This window comes from Methylobacterium sp. CM6246 (assembly GCF_054818005.1).
The window spans coordinates 1627306-1648383 of sequence record NZ_JBTXKY010000001.1 but is presented as its reverse complement, the minus strand read 5'-3'; the positions used below and the strand labels follow the sequence as shown (position 1 = coordinate 1648383).

The window sequence follows — 21078 nt, the reverse complement described above, 5'->3', positions numbered from 1 at the left end:
ACCTTACATCGGCGGGGTCAGGCCGTCCTTGCCGACCGCCACGAGCTTGCCCTCGGCCTTGGCGCCGTCCTTGGCGACGACCGCGAAAACCTTGGAGCCGGGGGCCAGGATCGCCTTGTCGGCCGGCTCGAAGGCGACGATCGGCGCCGAGGCCGGCACCACGATCTCCTTGGAGCCGTCCTTGCCGTAGCTCACCGTCAGGGTGCGCTCGCCGCCGGACGCCGCCTTGTCGGCCTTCACGGTGCCGTTGGTCATCGCGCTCTTCACCTTGGGGGCGTTGGCGGTCTCGGCCTTCACGGTGCCGTTGGTCATGGCGCTCTTCACCTTCGAGCCGGCGCCGCCGGTCTGGTCGGTGATCGAGTCCCAGCCGTAATGGCCCTCGCCGGTGCCGCGCATCGACTCGGGGAACAGCACGACTTCGAGCGCCGTCATCGGGTTCTCGCCCTTGGTGGCGGTGCCGATGAAGACGCCGTCCTTGATCGCGTCGAGGCTCGACGGGACCACCCAGGCGAACTTCGCGCCGCCGACATCCACGGTCTCGGACTTGCCGTCCTCGGTCTTGATCGTGAGGGTGGTGCCCTCGGCCTTGTCGATGGTGCCGCGGACGCGCTCGACCTGGGCGGCGAAGGCCGCGCTCGACAGGAGCGCCGTCAGTCCGGCTGCGGCGGCGAGGGTCTTGTTGAGATGCTTCATCGGGGGTCCCATCCTGGCTTCAGGAGCCGGGTTATGGGGCGCTGGCCGCGTCAAACAAGGTTGTGCGCAAACGAAACGTGCTCGTCCAAGCCAAAAAGAAGGCGGCGCCCCGGGGGCGCCGCCTCTGAAAGACCGAGTGGGCGGCGCGGACGCCGCCCGTCGTGGATCAGGCCGCGAGCGAGCGCAGCACGTAGGGCAGGATGCCGCCGTTGCGGAAGTATTCCAGCTCGTCGAGCGTATCGATCCGGCAGGTGAGCGGCACCTCCATCTTCGACCCGTCGGCCGCGGTGATAGCCGCGACCAGGGTCTGGCGCGGCTTCAGCTCGCCCGACAGGCCCTTGATGGTGACGGTCTCGTCGCCCTTCAGGCCGAGCGATGCCCAGGAGGTCTCGCCCTGGAACACCAGCGGGACGATGCCCATGCCGACGAGGTTCGAGCGGTGGATGCGCTCGAAGCTCTCGGCCACCACGGCGCGGATGCCGAGCAGCTTCGTGCCCTTGGCCGCCCAATCGCGCGACGAGCCGGTGCCGTACTCCTTGCCGGCGAAGACGACGAGCGGCGTGCCGCTCTCGGCGTATCTCTGCGCCGCGTCGTAGATGAACATCTTCTCGCCGGACGGCTGGAACAGCGTCCAGCCACCCTCGACCACGGTGCCGGACGGATCCCGGACCATCTGGTTCTTGATGCGGATGTTGGCGAAGGTGCCCCGCATCATCACCTCGTGGTTGCCGCGTCTTGTGCCGTACTGGTTGAAGTCCTGCACGCGGACCTGATGGGCCTGCAGGTACTCGCCGGCCGGCGAGGCCGCCCGGATGTTGCCCGCGGGCGAGATGTGGTCGGTGGTGATCGAGTCGAGGAAGAGCCCGAGGATGCGGGCGTCCTCGATGTCCTCCACGGGCTTGGGTGTCTTCTCCATGCCGACGAAGTACGGGGGGTTCTGCACGTAGGTGGAGCCGGGGTTCCACGCGAAGGTCTCGGCCTCGGTGACCTCGACGTCCTTCCAGTTCTGGTCGCCACCGAACACGTCGGCGTAGCGGCGCTTGAACAGCTCCGAGGTGATGTTCTCCTCGATGAACTGCTGCACCTCCGCGGACGACGGCCAGATGTCCCGCAGGTAGACCGGCTTGCCGTCGGAACCGTGACCCAGCGGCTCGGTGGTGATGTCGATCTGCATCGAGCCGGCGAGCGCGTAGGCGACGACGAGCGGCGGCGAGGCGAGGTAGTTCGCCCGCACGTCGGGGTTCACCCGGCCCTCGAAGTTGCGGTTGCCCGAGAGCACCGCGGCGGCCACGATGTCGTTGTCGTTGATCGCCTTGGAGATCGCCTCCGGCAAAGGCCCGGAATTGCCGATGCAGGTGGTGCAGCCGAAGCCGACGAGGTTGAAGCCCAGCGCGTCGAGGGGCTCCTGCAGGCCGGATTTCTCGAGATACTCGCCGACGACCTGCGAGCCGGGGGCGAGCGAGGTCTTCACCCACGGCTTGGAGCGCAGGCCCTTGGCGACGGCGTTGCGGGCGAGCAGGCCCGCGCCGATCATCACGGAGGGGTTCGACGTGTTGGTGCAGCTGGTGATCGCCGCGATCACCACGTCGCCGTGCCCGATGTCGAAGTTCGTGCCCTCGACCGCGTAGCGGCTGGCGAGGTCGGCGGCCTTCTTGAACTCCGTCTCCATCGAGGCCGCGAAGCCCGGCTTGGCGGCGTCGAGCAGCACCCGGTCCTGCGGGCGCTTCGGGCCGGCCAGCGAAGGCCGGACCTCGCCCATGTCGAGCTGCAGCGAATCGGTGAAGACCGGGTCGGGCGTGTTCGCGTCGCGCCACATGCCCTGCGCCTTGGCGTAGGCCTCCACCAGGGCGATCCGGTCGTCGGCGCGGCCGGTGACTTTCAGGAAGTCGATGGTGCGCTGGTCGATCGGGAAGAAGCCGCAGGTGGCGCCGTATTCGGGGGCCATGTTGGAGATCGTGGCCCGGTCGGCGACCGCCATGTCGTCGAGGCCGGGGCCGTAGAACTCCACGAACTTGCCGACCACGCCCTTCTTGCGCAGCATCTGGGTGACGGTGAGCACCAGGTCGGTGGCGGTGGTGCCCTCGGGCAGCTTGCCCGACAGCTTGAAGCCCACGACCTCGGGGATCAGCATCGAGAGCGGCTGGCCGAGCATGGCCGCCTCGGCCTCGATGCCGCCGACGCCCCAGCCCAGCACCGCCATGCCGTTGACCATGGTGGTGTGCGAATCGGTGCCGACCAGCGAATCGGGATAGGCGATCTCGGCCCCGTCCTCGGACTTCGTCCAGACGGTCTGGGCCAGGTATTCCAGGTTCACCTGGTGGCAGATGCCGGTGCCCGGGGGGACCACGGAGAAGTTGTCGAAGGCCGATTGGCCCCACTTCAGGAAGGTGTAGCGCTCGCCGTTGCGCGAGTATTCCAGCGCGACGTTGTCGGCCAGCGCCTTGGGGGTGCCGAACTCGTCGACGATCACCGAGTGGTCGATGACCAGATCCACCGGCACCAGCGGGTTGATCTTCTGCGGGTCGCCGCCGAGCGCCACCATGGCGTCGCGCATGGCCGCCAGATCGACCACGGCCGGGACGCCGGTGAAGTCCTGCATCAGCACCCGGGCGGGCCGGAAGGCGATCTCGACCTCGGCCTTGCCCTTCTCGGCGAGCCAGCCGACCGTCGCGGCGATGTCGGCCTTGCGGACGGAGCGGTCATCCTCGAAGCGCAGCAGGTTCTCCAGCAGCACCTTCATGGAGAAGGGCAGCGCGGTGGCGGAGGCGAGGCCGTTCTTCTCGGCCTCGGGGATCGAGTAGTAGGTGTAGGTCTTGCCGCCGGCTTCGAGCGTCTGGCGGGCCTTGTAGCTGTCGAGTGATGGCACGGCTGGTTCAATCCTCGCTGCGGGTTGTCGAACACGCGCAGGCAAGACCTGCGCTACGAAGTCTGTGTTCGGCCTGTGTAGCGCCCGACGGGCGCGCGCCGCCCCGGGAGTGCCCGGGCAGGACGATGCGCGGGGGCGATTTGGACGCCCGTGGAGCCGCGCGGCGCAGCCAGATCCCGATATAGAACTTTTCGAATCTGGCCGCTACCGGGTTGCGATGACAGCCGCGCTACCCTGTCGGGCGCCGGAGCGGGTTCCGTGCCGCAGCATCCCGGGGGAAGGCGCGCATCGTGCCGGGAAGCGGGACGGCAGCCGCACGGACCTCCCCTCCCCTTCTGTGGGAGGGGGAAACCCGCCTGGGCCCGGCCTATACCCTCATGCGTCGGCGAACCGGAAACATCATAGCCCGCAGCGGGATCCGGAAGGCGCGCGGCAGATCCGGACGGTCACCGTCGCGGGATAGCCGTCACCCCCGCTCCGGCGTCGGAGCCCCCGACAACGCCTTGAACCGATTCGGCTGAGCGGCGAGCTTGCGCAGGGACGCCACGTTGGAGGCGGCCTCATCGGGACCCATGTCCCGGCGCAGGACGGTCTCGGCGTCGGCGAATCGGCCTTTCAGGCCGAGCACGAGGGCGAGGTTCGCGCGGACGCGGGCGTCGGCTCCGGGTTGGTCGGCGGCGAGCCGCAGGGTCTGCTCGGCCTGGTCGAGGTTGCGCGACAGCGCGTAGGACAGGCCGAGATTCGACAGCAGCGACGGCTCGTTCGGCCGGATCTTGAGCGCGGCCTCGTAGAAGCTCTGGGCCCGGGCCTGCTCACCGAGTTGCGCGGAGGCCGAGCCCTGCGCCGACAGGATGCGCCAGTCGGGCGACGCCGGGGAATGGGCGTTGGCGAGGACGTCGATCGCCTCGCGGTAGCGACCGGCCTCCACCAGCGACTTGCCGTAGGCGCCGAGGATGAAGGTGTCGCGCGGGTTGCGCAGGGCCGCCTGCTGCAGCACCGCGGAGGCCTGGGCCGCCTGGTCGTTCGACCGGAGGGCGCGGGCATATGCAAGGGCCGCGCGTCCGTCGCCTGGATTGGCGTTGAAGCGTTCGGCCAGCCCGTCGAGATCCTGGCGTGAGGCGACCTCCTGGCGCGGCGCGACCGACCGACCGGTGACATCGCCAATCGAGCCGGTGGTCTCGGGGGAACGGGTGTTGCAGCCGGCGAGGCCCAGCGCCACGATGGCCGCGGCGGCGAGGCCGCGGGTGGAAGCCAGGGTCGTGGTGACCCGGATCGGGGCCGTCATCATGGTGCGCTCCGCCGGCACTGGCCGGGCGGGCTCCGACCCACGCTTCACCCTCCCGGCCGGCCGGTGATAGAGCGTTAACCCTAACCACCGGTTAAGCCGCTGCCGGCCCGACCGCCGCACGAGAGGCACATGACCCAGGCCGACATCCCCGCGACGCACGCCGCCCTGCTGCCCGCAGACACGCCGTCCGTTCCGGTCATCCTGGTGACGACGGCATCCTGGAGCGAGGCCGAAGCGGCCCTGGAACCGGCGCACAGGCGTTTCGCGCAAACAATCGGCTTCAAGCCGAAGGCCGGGAGCCTGGCGCTGCTGCCGGGCCCGGACGGCGGTCTCGCGCGGGTGCTGTTCGGCCTCGGCGATCCGGAGGCGGCCACCTATGACCGGCTGATCGCCGGCAAGCTGCCCGCCCTGCTTCCGGACGGGACGTTTCGCCTGGAGAACGCCCCCGACCCGGCCGAGGCCGCGTTGGCCTGGCTGATGGGCAGCTACCGCTTCGGCCGGTACCGGACTGCCGGGGGGACGAAGGCGCGGCTGGCGGCGCCGGCCGGGATCGACGGGGCCGAGGTCGCGCGGGTCGCCGCCGCGGTGGCGATGGGCCGCGACCTGATCAACACCCCCGCCAACGATCTCGGACCCGCCGAGATCGAGGCCGCCGCCCGGTCGCTGGCCGAGCGCCACGGGGCGTCGATCGACGTGACGCAAGGCGAGGCGCTCGCGCGGGAATTCCCCCTGATCCACGCAGTCGGGGTCGCCTCGCCCCGGGCGCCACGCCTGATCGACCTGACCTGGGGGCCGGCGGACGCGCCGCGGGTGACCCTGATCGGCAAGGGCGTCGCCTTCGACACCGGCGGGCTCGACATAAAACCCTCCGCCGCGATGCTGCTGATGAAGAAGGACATGGGCGGTGCCGCGGTGGCGCTGGCGGCCGCCGATATGATCATGGGCGGGGGTCTGCGGGTCCGCCTGCGCGTGCTGATCCCGGCGGTGGAGAACGCGGTCTCGGGCAACGCCTTCCGCCCCAGCGACGTGCTGCCCAGCCGGGCGGGCTTGAGCGTCGAGATCGGCAACACCGACGCGGAGGGGCGGCTGATCCTGGCCGACGCGCTGGCCCTTGCCGACGCCGAGGAGCCCGCGCTGATCCTCGACTTCTCGACCCTGACGGGCGCCGCCCGGGTGGCGCTCGGGCCGGATCTGCCGGCGTTCTTCACCGAGGACGAGGCCCTGGCGGCCTCCGTCTCGGAGGCGGGGCGGCGCGCGATCGACCCGATCTGGCGGATGCCGCTCCACGCCCCCTACGCGAGCCTGCTCGATTCCAAGGTGGCCGACCTCAACAACGTCTCTGGCGGCCCGTTCGCCGGGGCGATCACCGCGGCGTTGTTCCTGCGCCGCTTCGCCCCGAAGACCAGGGCGCACGGCCATTTCGACCTCTACGGCTGGAACCCCTCCACCAAGCCGGGACGGCCGGAGGGCGGCGAGGTCCAGACCGCCCGGCTGACCTACGCGCTGCTCAAGGCCCGCTACGGGGCTTGACCGCGCCGGTCAGGCCAAGCCCGACAGCCGCAGCAGCATCCCGGCCCCGGCACACAGCGCCAGGGTCGGCAGCGCCCCGAGGCCGAACCGGAACACCGCCAGGACCGCCGCCAGCGTCAGCACCAGGGCGGCGGGATCGAGGCTGGCGGGCACGGGCAGGTCGAGGCGCAGCGGCCCGAGCGGCACCGACCGGACCTCGGAAAACAGCGTCCGCAGCCCGAACCAGACGGCGAGGTTGAGGATCACGCCCGCCACCGCGGCGGTGATCGCCGACAGGGCGCCGGCCAGCAGGCGGCTGCCGCGCAGGCGCCCGATCAGCGGCGCCCCGGCGAAGATCCAGAGGAAGCATGGCGCGAAGGTGACCCAGGTCGTCAGCAGCCCGGCCAGCGTTCCCGCCAGCAGCGGCGGCAGGGTGCCGGGCGCCCGATAGCCGGCCAGGAAGCCGACGAACTGAAGCACCATGATCAGCGGCCCCGGGGTGGTCTCGGCGAGCCCCAGCCCGTCGAGCATCTCACCGGGCCGCAGCCAGCCGTAATGCTCCACCGCCTGCTGGGCGACGTAGGCGAGCGCCGCGTAGGCCCCCCCGAAGGTCACGACCGCCATCTTGGCAAAGAATACGGCCACCTGCCCGAAGACCGGGGGCGGCCCGGGCAGGAGCAGCAGGGCGGCCACCGGCAGGAGCCAGATCGCCAGCCACAGGGCGGCGACGCGCAGGGATTCCTCCGGCCCCGCACGCTCGCGCGACAACATCGCCTGGCCGATCAGGAACCCGCCCTCATCGCCCGCCTCGGTTTCGGCGGAGGCCGGCGCGGGCCTGCGTCCCAGCACGAGGCCGAGGGCGCCCGCCGCGACCACGACCAGAGGGAACGGCACCGCCAGGACGAAGATCGCCACGAAGGCGGCCGCCGCGATGAGCCGATCCGCCCGTCCGCGCAAAGCCCGGCCGCCGAGGCGCCAGAGCGCGTGCAGCACGATGGCGAGCACCGCCGCCTTGAGCCCGAAGAACAGTCCGGCGACGAGGTCGACCGCGCCGTACAGGACGTAGAGCCAGCTCAGGCCCATCAGGGCGAGCAGTCCCGGCAGCACGAACAGCCCGCCCGCGACGAGGCCGCCGGCGGGGCCGTGCATCAGCCAGCCGATATAGGTCGCGAGTTGCTGCGCCTCCGGGCCGGGCAGGAGCGTGCAGAAGCCGAGCCCGTGCAGGAAGCGCCGCTCGGAGATCCAGCGCCGCTCGTCCACCAGGATGCGGTGCATCACGGCGATCTGCCCGGCGGGGCCGCCGAACGACAGGGCCGCCACCCGCATCCAGACCGGGACGGCCTGCCGCAGGGTCGGGAGCGGGATAGGGTCCGGGCCCGCCGGGCCCGCACCGTCCGTCACGCCGCCGGTCAAACCGTCCGGGGCAGCGCCGTCTCGATCAGGCGCGCCCACAGCGACGCCCCGTACGGGGTCGCGGAATCGTTGAAATCGTAGTGCGGGTGGTGGAGCGAGGCACTGTCGCCGTTACCGATGAACATGTAGGCGCCGGGGCGGCGGCCGAGCATGTAGGAGAAGTCCTCCGCCGTCATCATCGGCGCGACGGTCCGGTCGACATTCTCCGCGCCGACCAGCGCCTCGGCCACGCCGGCCATGAACTCCGTTTCGGCCGGGTGGTTCTCGGTGACCGGGTAGCTCGACCCGTATTCGACCACGCCGGTGGCGCCGAAGGCCCCGGAGACCTCGGTCACCAGGGTTTCGATCCGTGCCTTGACCTGGCTGCGCACCGCCTGGGACAGCGTGCGCAGGGTGCCCCGCATGGTCACGCTCTGCGGCAGCACGTTGAACGCCTCGCCGGCCTCGAGCGCGCAGACCGAGACCACGGCGGATTCGAGCGGATCGAGGTTGCGCGCGACAATGCTCTGCAGGGCGATGATCACGTGGCTCGCCACCAGCACGCTGTCGACGGCGTTCTGCGGCAGCGCCGCGTGGCCGCCCCGCCCCTCGATGGTGAGGGTGAAGCGGTCGGTGGACGCCATGATCGGCCCCGGCCGGATCGCGAAAGTGCCGACCGCCATGCCGGGGATGTTGTGCATCCCGTAGACCGATTCGATCCCGAACCGCTCCATCAGGCCGTCCTCGACCATCGCCTCGCCGCCGCCGCCGCCCTCCTCGGCCGGCTGGAAGATCAGCACCGCGGCGCCGTCGAAGTCCCGGGTCTCGGAGAGGTACTTGGCCGCCCCGAGCAGCATCGTGGTGTGCCCGTCATGGCCGCAGGCGTGCATCGTGCCCGGCACCGTGGAGCGGTACGGCAGGTCCCGGACCTCCTGGATCGGAAGGGCGTCCATGTCGGCGCGCAGCCCGATGGCGCGGTTCGAGCTTCGGCCGTTGCCGCGGATCACCCCGACCACGCCGGTCCGGCCGATGCCGGTCTCCACCGTGTCGCAGCCGAAGGCCCGGAGCTGGTCCGCCACGAACCCCGCCGTCCGCTCCACGTCGTAGAGCAGCTCCGGGTGGGCGTGGAGATCGTGCCGCCACGCGGTCATCGTGTCGGCGAAGGCGCGGATCCGTTCGAGGGCGGGCATGGGTCCGGGGCTTTCGTGGCCTTGAGGTCTCGGCGAGAGACTCGGCCGTTCCAGCAAAGCCGGGGCCAGACGCGGCGTCAACGGCCGCGCTTGTCGCGCGAAACTCCGAACCGCCTTGGATCGATGATTTTGGACGTTGTTCGACGGCTCAATGCGCCTTGCCGGTCAGCCACAACATGCCAAATCCAAGGGCAAGCCCCGCAAGCGGAACAGCGAGGAAACTTACGAACTGAAATGTCGTCATGGGTCCAGATTCCCGAGACGGGATCGTGCCACCAGATGTGGGGTACTACTCGACAACGAGCAAACGCCGAGCAGAATGAGAGCGCCGACAAGGAAGCCATGTTGCTCCGTGACGATACCAAGGGCCGTGATGAAGGGCGAGAGGCCGCCAACAGCGAAGACAGCGATGGACAAGCCATTGATATAAGTCGCCGTCGGCTTCGCCTGCTCGTTGGCGACAAGCTTACGCCGAGCGTCCACCTCCGGTATCAAACCCGTCATTCTCACACCCTCCGCACAGGTCTCCGCTGCCCCAGACCGCGACTCGATGTTCGAGTTAAGCGCGGCCCATCCTCCGTGGCGAGGTCATCGAGGATCGGGCAATCGGGCCGCGCGTCGCCGCAGCAGCTCTCGGCGAGGCGCTCCAGAGTCCGGGCCATGCCCTCCAGCTCGCCGATCCGGCGGCGCAGGTCGGCGATCTGCTCCTCGGCGATCGCCTTCACGCCGGCGCTCGGCCGGGCGCGGTCGCGCCAGAGCGCCAGCAGGTCCGCGATGGCCTCGACGCTGAAGCCGAGGTCGCGGGCGCGGCGGACGAACCGCAGGGTGTGCAGGTCCGCGTCGTCGTAGTGGCGGTAGCCCGCCTCGGAGCGGGTCGCGGGCGGCAGCAGGCCGGTCGCCTCGTACCAGCGGATCATCTTGGCCGAGACGCCGGTGCGCCGGGCCGCCTCGCCGATGGTGATGGGTCCCGCGCTCATGCCGGCCTCGGCACTGGTGCGGATGCTTCGGCGGCGGGCGCGGCCCGGCCCCCGGCCCGGCGCAGCCGCAGGGCGTTGCCGAGCACGAAGACGCTCGAGAACGCCATCGCGCCCGCGGCCAGGACCGGCGACAAGGCCGGGCCGCCGAACGGCACCAGCAGGCCCGCGGCCACGGGGATCAGGGCCGCGTTGTAGGCGAAGGCCCAGAACAGGTTCTGGCGGATATTGGCCATCACCGCCCGGGACAGGGCGAGCGCCTCCACCAGCGCCTGCGGCTCCCCCGACATCAGCACCACGTCGGCGCTCTCGACGGCGATGTCGGTACCGGTGCCGATGGCGAGGCCGACATCGGCCTCGGCCAGCGCCGGGGCGTCGTTGATGCCGTCGCCGACGAAGGCTACGGGCCCATGCGCCGCCCGCAATCTCTCGACCGTTTCGACCTTGCCCCCGGGCAGGATCCCAGCGGCCACCTCGTCGATGCCGAGGCTTTTGGCGACCCCGGCGGCTGTGCGCGGGTCGTCGCCCGTCACCATCGCCACGACGAGCCCCTGCGCCGTCAGCGCCGCCACGGCCTCGCGGGCGCCCGGCTTCACCGGGTCGGCCACGGCCAGCAGCCCGGCATGGCGGCCGTCGAGGGCGAGGTGGATTGGGCTCTTGCCGTCCTCGGCCAGCTGTCCGGCGCGGGCGGCGAGGTCCGGGTCCAGGGCGATGCCGAGCCGGTCGAGGTAGCGCGGCGCGCCGAGAGCCACGCTTCGGCCCGCGACCTGTCCGGACACGCCGAACCCCTCCACCGCCTCGAAGCGCTCGGGCTCGCGCCTGTCGTCCAGGCCCCGGGCGCGGGCGGCCGCCACCACGGCGCCGGCCAGAGGATGCTCGGACCGGCTCTCCAGGCCGGCCGCGAGGGCCAGTGCCTCATCCTCCGCGAAACCCGAGGTCACGAGAAGATCGGTGACCCGCGGGCGGCCCTCGGTGAGGGTGCCGGTCTTGTCCAGGGCGACGACGCGCACGTCGCGCAGCCGTTGCAGCGCCGCGCCGTCGCGGAACAGGATGCCCCGGCCCGCCGCCCGCCCGGTCCCGACCATGATGGCGGTGGGCGTGGCCAGCCCCATGGCGCAGGGGCAGGCGATGATCAGCACTGCGACGGCGTTGACCAGGGCCGGCCCGAGGGCGGGGGCCGGGGCGAGGATCAGCCAGCCCAGGAAGGTCGCGAGCGCGATCCCGATCACCGCCGGCACGAAGCGCCCGGTGACGCGATCGACCAGCGCCTGGATCGGCAGCTTGCCGCCCTGGGCCCGCTCCACCATGGCGGCGATCTGCGCCAGCACGGTGGCGCCGCCGACCGCGTCGACCCGGAGGTCGAGGCTGCCGCGCCCGTTCAGGGTTCCGCCGACCATCCGGTCCCCCGGCCCCTTCCGCACGGGCACGGGCTCCCCCGTCACCATGCTCTCGTCGACGTGGCTCGTGCCGGAAACAACCGCGCCGTCGGCCGCGACCCGCTCGCCGGGTCTGACGCGGACCACGGCGCCGATGCGGAGTTCCCCGAGCGGCACCTCGACCTCCGACCCGTCGCGGATCACCCGGGCGGTCTTGGGCGCCAGATCCATCAGCCGCGTGATCGCCTGACCGGTCCGGCCCCGGGCGCCGGCCTCCAGCGTCCGCCCGAGCAGGATCAGCGTGACGATCAGCACGCTGGCCTCGAAGTAGAGATGCGCCGCGCCCGCGGGCAGCAGGCCTGGGGTCAGGGCCGAGACCAGGGAGTAGAGGTAGGCGGCCCCCGCCCCGAGGGCGACCAGGGCGTTCATGTCGGGATGGCCGCGCAGCAGGCCCGGCACGCCCCGCAGGAAGAAGCGGCGGCCGGGCCAGGCGAGCACCAGGGTCGCCAGGGCGGCCTGGACCAGGGCCGTGGCCGGGCTGGCATGGAAGCCGGGCAGGACGTGGCCGCACATGTCGAGGACGACCACGGGGGCGGACAGCAGCCCCGCCACGGTGAGGGCGCGGCGGAGCGCGCGGCCCTCGGCCTCCTGCCGGGTCGCGGGATCGGTTCGCGGCCCGTCGTCGAGGGGCCGGGCTTCGTAGCCCGCCGTGGCCACGGCCGCGACGAGGTCGCCGACGGAGACCACGCCCTCCGGATGGCGGATCGCGGCCTGGCCGGTGACCAGGTTGACGCTGGCGCCGCTCACCCCCGGCAGGGCGGCGAGTGCGCGCTCGACCCGTCCGACGCAGGACGCGCAGGACATCCCCGAGACGGCGATCCGGCTCTCGGTCTCCGGGATCGGATAGCCGGCATCCGCCAGCGCGGCCGCGGCGTCGGCCGGACCCGCGCGGCCGCCGAGGACGAGGCTGGCGCGGTTGGTGGCGAGATTGACCGCCACGTCGCGGGCACCGGGCAACGCCTTCAGGGCGCGCTCGACCCGCCCGACGCAGGACGCGCAGGACATCCCATCGACGGGGAAGCTCAGGGAGACGTGTTCGGGCACGGGGGCGGTTCCGATCGAAGCATCCATGCCGCCTCAGATGGGGCTTCCCATCATGGGAAGGTCAAGGGCCTCCTGGATCGCATTGCCGAATCGGGATCGGGCCGACACTGTGCGGCCATCGGTTTGCGACCGGCGGGAGAGGGAGATGCGCCCGGGTCCAGCCGTTGCCCGCATCCCGCGGCGCTCTGCGAACGATTTGACCCAGCCCTGCGAGGCCGCCGATGACCGAACCGCTGACGCTCTACGGGGATCCGGGTTCCGGCAACTGCCTCAAGGTCAAATGGGTGGCCGATCGTCTCGGCATCCCGTCGATCTGGCGCACCATCGACGTCCCGGGTGGCGGCACACGCGATCCGGCGTTCCTGGCGCTGAACCCCGCCGGCCGTGTCCCGCTCGTCGTGTTTCCCGATGGCGAGACCCTATCGGAATCCAACGCGATCATCGTCTACCTCGCGGAAGGCTCGGCGCTCGTGCCCGGGGCGGCCCGCGACCGCGCCCGCATGCTGCAATGGATGTTCTGGGAGCAGTACAGCCACGAGCCCTACATCGCGGTCCGCCGGTATCAGCTTCATTACCTGAAGCGCGCACCGGACGCGCTTGATCCGCAGCTCGCGGAACGCGGCACTGACGCGCTTCGGCTGATGCAGGCGACGCTCGAACGCGCGGCCTTCATGGCCGGCGATGCGCTGACGCTCGCCGACGTGGCGCTGGTCGCCTACACCCGCATGGCCCACGAGGGCGGCTTCGACTTGGCCGCCTACCCGGCCATCCGCGCCTGGATCCCGCGGGTCGAGGCCGGGCTCGGGATCGGCCCCTATGCCGGCCCGGCCTGATCGGCGACGCGGGCCACCTCCGCGTCGCCGCCGTATTCCGGCAGGCTGACGCGCACGACCGTCCCCCGGCCGACCGTGCTGTCGATGGCGAGGCGACCGCGGTGGCGGTTGAGGCTGTGCTTCACGATGGCGAGGCCGAGCCCCGTCCCGCCCCGGGCGCGGCTGGAGGCGACGTCGACCCGGTAGAAGCGCTCGGTCAGGCGCGGGATGTGCTCGGGCGGGATCCCCGGGCCGTCATCCGTCACGGACAGCACGATCCGCCGGCCGAGCCGGGTATCATCCTCGCGGCTCAGGGCGACGCCGACATGGCCGCCGCCGTACTTCACGGCGTTCTCGATCAGGTTCTCGATCACCCGGGCCAGCTCGTCGGCATCACCGGGCACGGGATAGGGGCCGTCGCCGTCCGCGAACCGCACCGTGGCGCCCCGCGCCTCGGCGGGCGGCCCCTGCGCGTCGACCATCTGCCGGGCCAACGCCCCGAGATCGACTACGGTGGTAGGGGCCACGTGCTCGCGCAGCTCGATCCGCGACAGCGACAGCAGGTCGTCGATCAGCCGGGTCATGCGCAGCGCCTGGACGCGCATGATCTCGAGGAATCGTTCGCGGGCCTGCGTGTCCTCGCGGGCCGGGCCCTGCAGGGTCTCGATGAACCCGATCAGGGTGGCGAGCGGCGTGCGCAGCTCGTGGCTGGCATTGGCCACGAAATCGACCCGCATCGCCTCGAGGCGCCGGGCCGAGGTGAGATCGCGCAGGAACAGAACCGCGCTGACCCCCGACCCATCGGGCATCGGCAGGGCGCCGATCTGGACCTCGAAGGTCCGCTCCAGGGGCACCCGGGTCGACAGGGGGACACGGCGGGGCATGCCGGAACTCAGCACCGCCTCGACCCCGTCGAGGACCTCCGGGCTGCGCAGCGCGAAGGACAGGGGCCGGGCCTGGAGCAGGGCCGGCAGCAGCGCCCGGGCCGCCGGGTTGGCCTCCACCACCAGGGTGCGGCGGTCCACCAGGATGACCGGATCGGGCACGTGGGCCAGCAGCGCCTCGGCGATCGCGTGGCGCTGGGCCGTCGCCGCCGGCCGCGGCACCGGGGCTTCCGGGCCGCGCCCCCCGAGCCAGCCGCCCAGGCAGACCGAGCCGAGGCCGGCCAGGATCAGCGGAAGGTCGAGCCGGCCAGACAGCGCCAGGGCGACGGCGAACAGGCCGGCCGCGATTGCGGCGCCCGTCCAGGCCTGGGAACTCCGCGGGCGGTCGGTCATGATCGACGGCGGTCCGGTGGAATTACCGGGACTCGGTGTCGTCGGGCCAGGGGCGGCCGGACGGGCCGGCCGTGCCTTCCGGCGGCCCCGGATCGCGCGCGCCGCCGGCCCGCTTCACGATCTCGTAGAGGCCGAGCATCGCCAGGGCGACGACGAACGGCACGACGTAGTAGCAGCCCCGGAACAGCAGCAGCGAGGTCAACACCTCGTTGCGCGGCAGGCTCGACAGGGCGAGCAGAATGGTGGCCTCGAACACCCCGATGCCCCCGGGGGCGTTGGAGGCGATGCCCAGCATCGCGGCCAGCACGTAGATCGCCAGGAACGTGGTGAAGCCCAGCGTCATCCCCTGCGGCAGCAGCACGTAGAGCACCGCCGCCGCCGCGCAGACGTCGCCGATCCCGACGATCATCTGGCCGATCGAGACCGAGGCGCCCGGCAGTTCCAGCCGCCACTGCTTGACCGTGATGCTGCGCTTCTTGGCCGAGACCCAGGCTAGGTAGCCCAGTACCAGGCCCAGGGCCACGAGGCCGACGCCCTGGTTGATCCGAATCGACGTGAAGGCGAGCCCGGCGAGCTGCCCGGCCTCGATGATCAGGCTCAGGCCCAGCACCACGCCCATGCCGAGCCAGAAGGTGAAGCCCGCGATGACCGTGAGCGCGGCGATCTTGGCTGTGGACAGGCCCTGCCGGGCGTAGATCCAGTAGCGGATCGTGCCGGCGGTCAGCAGCGGGAAGCCGAGGGTGAAGCTCACCGCGTAGCTGGTGAAAGAGGCGAGCGCGGTGATCCGGTACGGCACCTTGATTCGGAGCTGGCGCAGGGCCAGCGCGTCGTAGCCCGTCAGGAACAGGTAGCTGATCCCGACGAACAGGAAGGCGAGGCCGAGCTGCTCGCCGGTCGCCGCCGTCACCGCCGCCCGCACCTCAGCCCAGCTCACGCTCTGGACGAGCTTCCACAGCACGCCCAGCGAGACCGCGAACAGCACGATGCTGGCGGCCGTGCCGATCCAGGCATACCGGCTGCTCCAGCTCTTGCGCGGCTTGTCCGCGACAGCGTCGTGCTTGACCGGCTCGACCGGCTCTGCCGGTCCCCGGTGCTGTCCCTGAAAGTTCATGCCGTTCGGCGTCCGCCCTTCCGGCTGCGCGGCCCGGCCGAAGGCCTGCGCCCGTACCGGATGATCCCGGACCGCGGCCCGTTGCCTCGCCATGTAGGCCGAACCGGCGCCCAAGGCCAGGGAAGGCCGGGATCCGATGGGGATCCGATCCTCACCGCGCGGCGCGGCACAGGATCGCCGCGGCCTCGGAGAGGCCCCGCCGGATCCGCGCGGGCACCTCCGGGGCGGTGCAGACATAGGTCGGGCTCGGGTGGGGGACCGCGATCAGCGGCAGGCCCGGACGCAGGGCCGCGATCGCCGGCGCCGTCCCGCCGGCGGTGCGCCCGGCCAGCACCGCCACGGCGAGCCCGGGCAGCAGGTCCAACAGCGGCGCCAGATAGGGCGCGGCCGCCGCGACCTCCGCCCGGCGCGGAGCCCGGTTGAGGGCGCCCGCCTCGTGGATCAGCCAGGGCACCGCGTTCCAGATCAGGGTGTCCGCCCGCGCGATGCCGGCCTCCCGCAGGAAGCGGAACAGGTTGGCGGCGGTGCCGTTCGCGCTGTCGCGGGTGACGAAGCCGGTGCGCAGCACGGCCGGCCCCGGCGTTTCCAGGAGCAGCAACATCCTGGCCGCGACGCCGCCATCCAGCGGATCGGGCACCGGGACCGGCGCGCCCCGCTCGGCGACGATCCGGTCGGCCAGCGCGCGGATCGGGGCGATGTGGGGCGCGTCGATCAGGGCCCGGCGGGCCGCGAGCGCAGCCGGGTCGGCGAGGGATTTCGGCGCCTGCGGCTCAGGCGGCATCGAGACCGGGGATCGGCGAGGCGAGGCGGCCGGTGAGGCGGAAGCGCTCGATCCCCTCCTCCCGGGCGAGCCGCGCGTCGAGGCCGGCCGGTCCGCCGAATTGGAACCCGATCTGGCTGCCATAGGCCGCGCAGGCGGCGCGCTTGCGCGCCTGGGCCTCTGGATCGAGCGACATCCGGTGCGCCGGCAACCCGGCGAACAGCGCGGCCAGGGGCTCCCGGGGTGCGGCCTCGCGGACCGTGTAGGGGAAGTCGCGCCACCACAGGATCGGGGGCAGCCCGTCGAGGCCGCGCAGGGCACGGACGGCCTGGACATGGTCGACATGGCCGCCGATAGCCTGCGGGGCGAGGACGAGATCGGGCCGTTCCGCGGCGATCAGCGCCGCCAGCGCCGGCGCCAGGTCGGCCGCGATGGCGTCCTCGACGCGGGTCTCGGAGAACAGCTCCGGCGCGGAGCCGTAGCCCCGGTGCGGCGCCTCGCGGAACGGCAGGTGCCGGGGCGGCGCGATCCCGAGCGCGGCCGCGGCCTGGATGTCCTCGGCCCGGCGCAGGGCCATGTAGTCGATGGCGGCCGACAGGCCCTTGTCCAGCTGGCAGGCCAGCGCGAACCCCGTCGGGTCGGCGACGCTGCCGGTGAACAGCGTCGCCATTACCACGTGCCAGCCCTCTCGGGCGAGGCTCGCGAGCAGTCCGCCGCAGGAGAAGGCCGCATCGTCGAGATGGGGCGAGAGGGCGAGGGCTATCGGCACGCGGCGGGGCTTCCTGCGTCAGAGGAGGTGCGGCTCGGCGCGGAAGCGGCAGGTGGGATCGTCGGGCAGGTCGATGGAGAAATCCGTGGCCGGGCGCTCATGTTGAACGCGTCCGTACACCTCCATGATCTGCCGGCCGACGGCGCTCCAGGAATAGACCCGGCGGCATTCCTCGAGGCCGGCCGTGGCCAGGCCGCGGCGCAGCTCGGCGTCGGTGACGACCCGGGTCAGTGCGGCGGCGAGCGCCTGAACGTCGCCCGGATCGACCATCAGGCCGTTCTCGCCGTCGCGCAGGCAGTCCGAGACCCCGACCGCGTGGCAGGAGACCACCGCGAGCCCAGCCGCCATCGCCTCCAGGATCGTGTTGGAGAACCCCTCGGCGTAGGTCGGCGAGACGAACACGTCGGCCCGGCGGTAGAGGTCCGGCACGTGGCCGTACTCGGCATAGCCGGTGAAGGCGATGTCCCGCGGCGCGAAGGCGAGGTCCGTGGCCAGCGCCTGGGCGGGATCCACGTCCGGCCCGATACCCGAGATCGTGGCGGCGAACGGCGTGCCCTGCGCGCGCAGGATCGCCAGGGCGTTGATGAAGTCGAGCACGCCTTTCCGGCGGTCGACCCGGCCGTGGTAGAACAGCCGGATCGGACCGGCATGCGGCGCCGGCAGGCCGTCGGGCGTCCCTTGCGCGAAGCGGTCGGTGTCGACCGCGCCGGGCACGATCGTGAACCGGGCCGGATCGGAGCCGAGGCGCTCGCAGACCTCGTCCACGAAGGACGCGCCGCCGATCAGCAGGGCGTTGGCGTGGGCCAGGACCTCGCACATCGCCACCCGGTGGGTCTCGCAGCAGGAGCCGACCCAGTGGCCGTCGCCGCCCTGGATCGAGACCACGCTCGGCACCCCGAGCTTTCGGGCGGCGAGCAGGACCGCCCAGCCGGTGGGATAGCCGTACTGCGCGTGCAGCACATCGAAGGGCGTACGCGCATGCTCCCGCTCGATCGCCTCGACCATGGTGGCGATGTCGCGCTCGAAATCGCCCGCCTGCTGCTCGCCGAGCTGCTCCAGGCCGATCACCCGCACCCCCGGCACGGGTGGCGGCGGGCCGCCGCCATAGACGCGGGTTCCGAAGGCATCGCCCCGGTATTGCGAGATCATCGTCACGTCGTGGCCGGCGCCGACCAGCTCGCGCAGCAGGTTCTGCGCGTAGACGCTCATGCCCGAAATCGCCGGGAAGTAGCGGCGGCTGAGGAAGAGGATTTTCATCGGGCGACACCGAAGGGCGAGGGTCCCCTTCCCCGTGCGGGGAGGGGTAGGGGTGGGAGTGGCGCAGTCGGCACCGTGGCGCTCCATCCTGCGCGACCCCCACCTCCAGCTCCTCCCCGCATTTGGGAGGAGAGGTGCGCTCGTCCGGTCACGGCCATTGCCGGCGGGTCTCTTGTTCGCTGGCGAGGACCGGGCCAGGCCGCCGGCAGGCGCGGAGGTAGTCCAGCGCTTGCGGGATCATCACGTCGGCCCGGTGGCTCTCCCGAGAGAGCTCGACGCAGATCAGCTTGCCGAAGCCGACCGCCTCCAGCGCCTCCAGCACGCTGGGCACGTCCATATCGCCCTCGCCGAAGGGCAGGTGGATGTGGCTGCCGCGCTTCATGTCCTCGATCGCCACGGTGCCGGTGCGGTCGGCGAACTCGCGGACGGCCGCGGCCGGCTCGCGCTCGCCGGTGACGAGGCAGTGGCCGGTGTCCAGGGCGAGCTTAAGCCCGGGGACGTCGAGGGCCGCGTAATCGTCCAGCGTCTCGATCAACATGCCGGGCTCGGGCTCCAGGCACGGCACGATCCCGGCCTCGGTGGCGAAGGCCGCGACCTCGTGCAGCCCCTCCGTCAGCCAGCGCCGGGCTTCTCCGTGCTCCACGCCGGGCTTGGGCACGCCCGCCCAGAACGAGACCGCCTCGGCGGACAGGATCGCACCGATCTCCACCGCGCGCTTGAGGAAGCCGACCCGCCGGGCGCGCCCGGCGGCGTCGGCGGTCACCAGGGTCGGCTCGTGCTTGGCATTGGGGTCGAGCAGAAAGCGGGCGCCGGTCTCGATGACGCAGGCCAGCTCCAGCCGTTCCAGCAGGCTCGCGACCCGGCCGGCCTCCGCGGCCCAGGTCTCGGCGAACGGATCGAGGTGGTGGATGTCCAGCGTCAGGGCCACGCCGTCGTAGCCCGCGGCCTTAATCAGGTGCAGCGCGTCGTCGAGGCGATGGTTGGCGGCGCCGTTGGTGTTGTAGGCGAAGCGCAGGGTCACGCCGCTCTCCCGGTCTTCTGGGCGAGCCGGAACGGCGCGTGGTGCGATTCCGGTTCGCGGTAAAGCGGATAGTGCCGGCCGACGATCTGCTCGGCGAGGGCGGTATCGAACAGCGGCTGGCCGCCGAACCGCTCCAACGCCTCCGGGGTCAGGCGCACCGGGCGCAGGGTCTCGCTCTCGGTGCCGAACCGGATCAGCGGGTGGTCGCGCTCGATCAGCTTGCGCGTGTTGCGCTCGCCGATGCGGTAGTAGCTCATGGTCTCGACTTCGAGCCCCGGCACGATCGCCTTGACCACGCCGACGCTGCCGCCGAGCGGCGAGCAATCGACGTAGAGCACGTCGAACCCCGCCTTCAGCAGCCGGTCGCAGGCGATCTTGCCCCGGGCATGGCCGTCCGGGGCCGGGGTGGAGGGCAGATCCGCGAACCGCTTGGTGCCCCGCTGGCTGTAGACGGTGTCGGCCAGCACGTCCCGGAGGCCGGCGGCCGGCATCTCGATCCATTCGAGCATCGCCTGAAGGGCGCGGCTCTCCTCGAGATCGAGGCTCGGCAGCGCCTTCTGGATGAACGCATCGACGTAGCCGGGCGGGGTCACGGTGGTGGCCATTTCGAGGGGGCCATGCCCGAAGGTCTTGCGCACCCGCGCCGCTTGGAACTCCAGCAAGGCCTTGCGCAGCGCCCGCTCCCGGTCCGGATCGCAGGCCTCGCCGCAGGCCGAGAGCGCGATCGGCGCCGGGGTGCGGGCCGGATCCTCGTCGTAACCGACGACGTAGAGGTTGGTGAGGCCGAACTGGTCCGTGGCGAATTTCGGCAGCGCCCGGATGCCCAGCTCCTTGAGGCGGGCCAGCATCGCGGCGTTCTCCGGCCCGATCCCGTCGAGGTCGAGCATCACGCCCTGGTCGAGCGCCCGGAACAACAGGCCGTTGCCGTCGCGCTGGAGCAGCTCCAGGACGCCGTGACCCAGCGCGAAGGGCACGTCGGGTCCGGCGCCGAGGCCGTTGGTGATCAGATTCGTGAAAGGCTTGTAGCCCTCGGACAGCTCGAAATAATCGGTGGCGGCCACATCGAGCGGCATCAGCACGATCTCGCCGGTGGCGTGCCGGACCGTCGGCGTCCATTCGAGCACCGTGTCGCGGCCGACCGGGGAGCCCGCGGGCAGGCAGAGGGTCAGCGGGTCGGCCACCGAGGCGGCGCCGTAGACGCGGGCGAGGTCGGTGTAGCTCGCCCGCTCCTTGGCCCGCGGCAGCACCGCCAGCGACGGCATCAGGTTCTCGGCAATCTCGGCGACGGCCCCGATCAGCGCTTCCTCGTCGGTGGCGCCGTAGCCGATGCCGGACGGCATCGCGCCGACGAAGAACGGGTCGTCGAGGAACAGGGCGACGAACCAGACCGGGACGCCGGTGCGATCCAGCGGCGCCAGGGGGAAGCCGACCACGCGGCCCTCAGGCAGGACGTCCAGATAGGCCTTGACCGGGTCGGGCAGGGCCGCGGGCAGCCCCTCGATCGGCCTCTTGGCCCCGAAACGGTAGGGCCGCGGCGCCTTGATCCGGTCGTGGCGGGCGCGGTCGTCCTGGTCGTGGATGGCGTCTGGGTTGGTCAAGTCGTGTTCCCGTCTGGTCGTCTCGGATCGCCTCGTACCGCGTGTCCCCTCCCCTCATCCCGACGTGGCGCGAGGCGGCCT

General features: G+C 71.8%; 16 protein-coding genes. 2 read left to right on the top strand and 14 right to left on the bottom strand.

Annotated elements, in window-relative coordinates:
• Window positions 1-3 precede the first annotated feature (3 nt).
• The 3 genes from ACYQPG_RS08170 to ACYQPG_RS08160 form a co-directional block, all read right to left on the bottom strand.
• Window positions 4-693: a metal ABC transporter permease gene (locus ACYQPG_RS08170; protein WP_461230711.1), complete on the bottom strand. Its 690-nt coding sequence runs from the start codon at window positions 691-693 to the stop codon at window positions 4-6.
• Between the two features lie 166 nt (window positions 694-859).
• Window positions 860-3559, bottom strand: coding sequence for an aconitate hydratase AcnA (gene acnA / locus ACYQPG_RS08165; RefSeq protein WP_419829150.1), 2700 nt, complete (start codon window positions 3557-3559; stop codon window positions 860-862).
• A gap of 466 nt (window positions 3560-4025) precedes the next feature.
• On the bottom strand, window positions 4026-4847 hold the full coding sequence (locus ACYQPG_RS08160) for a CDC27 family protein (protein WP_147907544.1): 822 nt from the start codon (window positions 4845-4847) through the stop codon (window positions 4026-4028).
• A 129-nt stretch (window positions 4848-4976) separates the two neighbouring features.
• Between ACYQPG_RS08160 and ACYQPG_RS08155 the strand changes: the two genes are divergently transcribed.
• A complete protein-coding gene (locus ACYQPG_RS08155) occupies window positions 4977-6377 on the top strand; it encodes a leucyl aminopeptidase family protein (RefSeq protein WP_461230710.1) in 1401 nt (466 codons plus the stop codon).
• Window positions 6378-6386: 9 nt separating this feature from the next.
• Here ACYQPG_RS08155 and chrA read toward each other — a convergent pair whose 3' ends face one another.
• The 4 genes from chrA to ACYQPG_RS08135 form a co-directional block, all read right to left on the bottom strand.
• The gene (gene chrA / locus ACYQPG_RS08150; RefSeq protein ID WP_461230709.1) at window positions 6387-7808 is read right to left on the bottom strand and encodes a chromate efflux transporter; all 1422 of its coding nucleotides are present in this window, start codon (window positions 7806-7808) and stop codon (window positions 6387-6389) included.
• The gene (locus ACYQPG_RS08145) at window positions 7766-8938 is read right to left on the bottom strand and encodes a M20 aminoacylase family protein (protein ID WP_461230708.1); all 1173 of its coding nucleotides are present in this window, start codon (window positions 8936-8938) and stop codon (window positions 7766-7768) included. The genes chrA and ACYQPG_RS08145 overlap by 43 nt, the downstream gene beginning before the upstream one ends.
• Before the next feature lie 506 nt (window positions 8939-9444).
• Window positions 9445-9915 (bottom strand): Cu(I)-responsive transcriptional regulator, encoded by a 471-nt coding sequence (gene cueR / locus ACYQPG_RS08140; protein WP_419829147.1) that lies wholly within the window; start codon window positions 9913-9915, stop codon window positions 9445-9447.
• Window positions 9912-12419 (bottom strand): heavy metal translocating P-type ATPase, encoded by a 2508-nt coding sequence (locus ACYQPG_RS08135; RefSeq protein ID WP_461230707.1) that lies wholly within the window; start codon window positions 12417-12419, stop codon window positions 9912-9914. The genes cueR and ACYQPG_RS08135 overlap by 4 nt, the downstream gene beginning before the upstream one ends.
• Window positions 12420-12613: 194 nt before the next feature.
• Here ACYQPG_RS08135 and ACYQPG_RS08130 point away from each other — a divergent pair, with 194 nt between their 5' ends.
• Window positions 12614-13225 (top strand): glutathione S-transferase family protein, encoded by a 612-nt coding sequence (locus tag ACYQPG_RS08130; RefSeq protein WP_461230706.1) that lies wholly within the window; start codon window positions 12614-12616, stop codon window positions 13223-13225.
• Here the strand turns inward: ACYQPG_RS08130 and ACYQPG_RS08125 are convergent.
• The 7 genes from ACYQPG_RS08125 to ACYQPG_RS08095 form a co-directional block, all read right to left on the bottom strand.
• Window positions 13207-14481, bottom strand: a complete 1275-nt coding sequence (locus ACYQPG_RS08125; RefSeq protein WP_147938996.1) for an ATP-binding protein — start codon at window positions 14479-14481, stop codon at window positions 13207-13209. The two genes, ACYQPG_RS08130 and ACYQPG_RS08125, sit on opposite strands and share 19 nt — an antisense overlap.
• Window positions 14482-14503: 22 nt before the next feature.
• Window positions 14504-15592: a lysylphosphatidylglycerol synthase domain-containing protein gene (locus ACYQPG_RS08120; RefSeq protein ID WP_147906425.1), complete on the bottom strand. Its 1089-nt coding sequence runs from the start codon at window positions 15590-15592 to the stop codon at window positions 14504-14506.
• 151 nt (window positions 15593-15743) lie between these two features.
• Window positions 15744-16373 carry a uracil-DNA glycosylase gene (locus ACYQPG_RS08115; RefSeq protein WP_147906413.1) on the bottom strand — a complete coding sequence of 210 codons (630 nt, stop codon included), beginning with the start codon at window positions 16371-16373 and terminating at the stop codon, window positions 15744-15746.
• The gene (locus ACYQPG_RS08110) at window positions 16363-17121 is read right to left on the bottom strand and encodes a PIG-L deacetylase family protein (protein ID WP_461230705.1); all 759 of its coding nucleotides are present in this window, start codon (window positions 17119-17121) and stop codon (window positions 16363-16365) included. Before ACYQPG_RS08110 ends, ACYQPG_RS08115 begins: the two co-directional genes overlap by 11 nt.
• A gap of 18 nt (window positions 17122-17139) precedes the next feature.
• Window positions 17140-18378, bottom strand: coding sequence for a glycosyltransferase family 4 protein (locus ACYQPG_RS08105; RefSeq protein WP_147906411.1), 1239 nt, complete (start codon window positions 18376-18378; stop codon window positions 17140-17142).
• Window positions 18379-18526: 148 nt separating this feature from the next.
• Entirely contained in the window at window positions 18527-19399 is an 873-nt protein-coding gene (locus ACYQPG_RS08100; RefSeq protein ID WP_461230704.1) for a sugar phosphate isomerase/epimerase family protein, read from the bottom strand.
• Window positions 19396-20997 (bottom strand): YcaO-like family protein, encoded by a 1602-nt coding sequence (locus ACYQPG_RS08095; RefSeq protein ID WP_461230703.1) that lies wholly within the window; start codon window positions 20995-20997, stop codon window positions 19396-19398. Before ACYQPG_RS08095 ends, ACYQPG_RS08100 begins: the two co-directional genes overlap by 4 nt.
• Window positions 20998-21078: the final 81 nt, after the last annotated feature.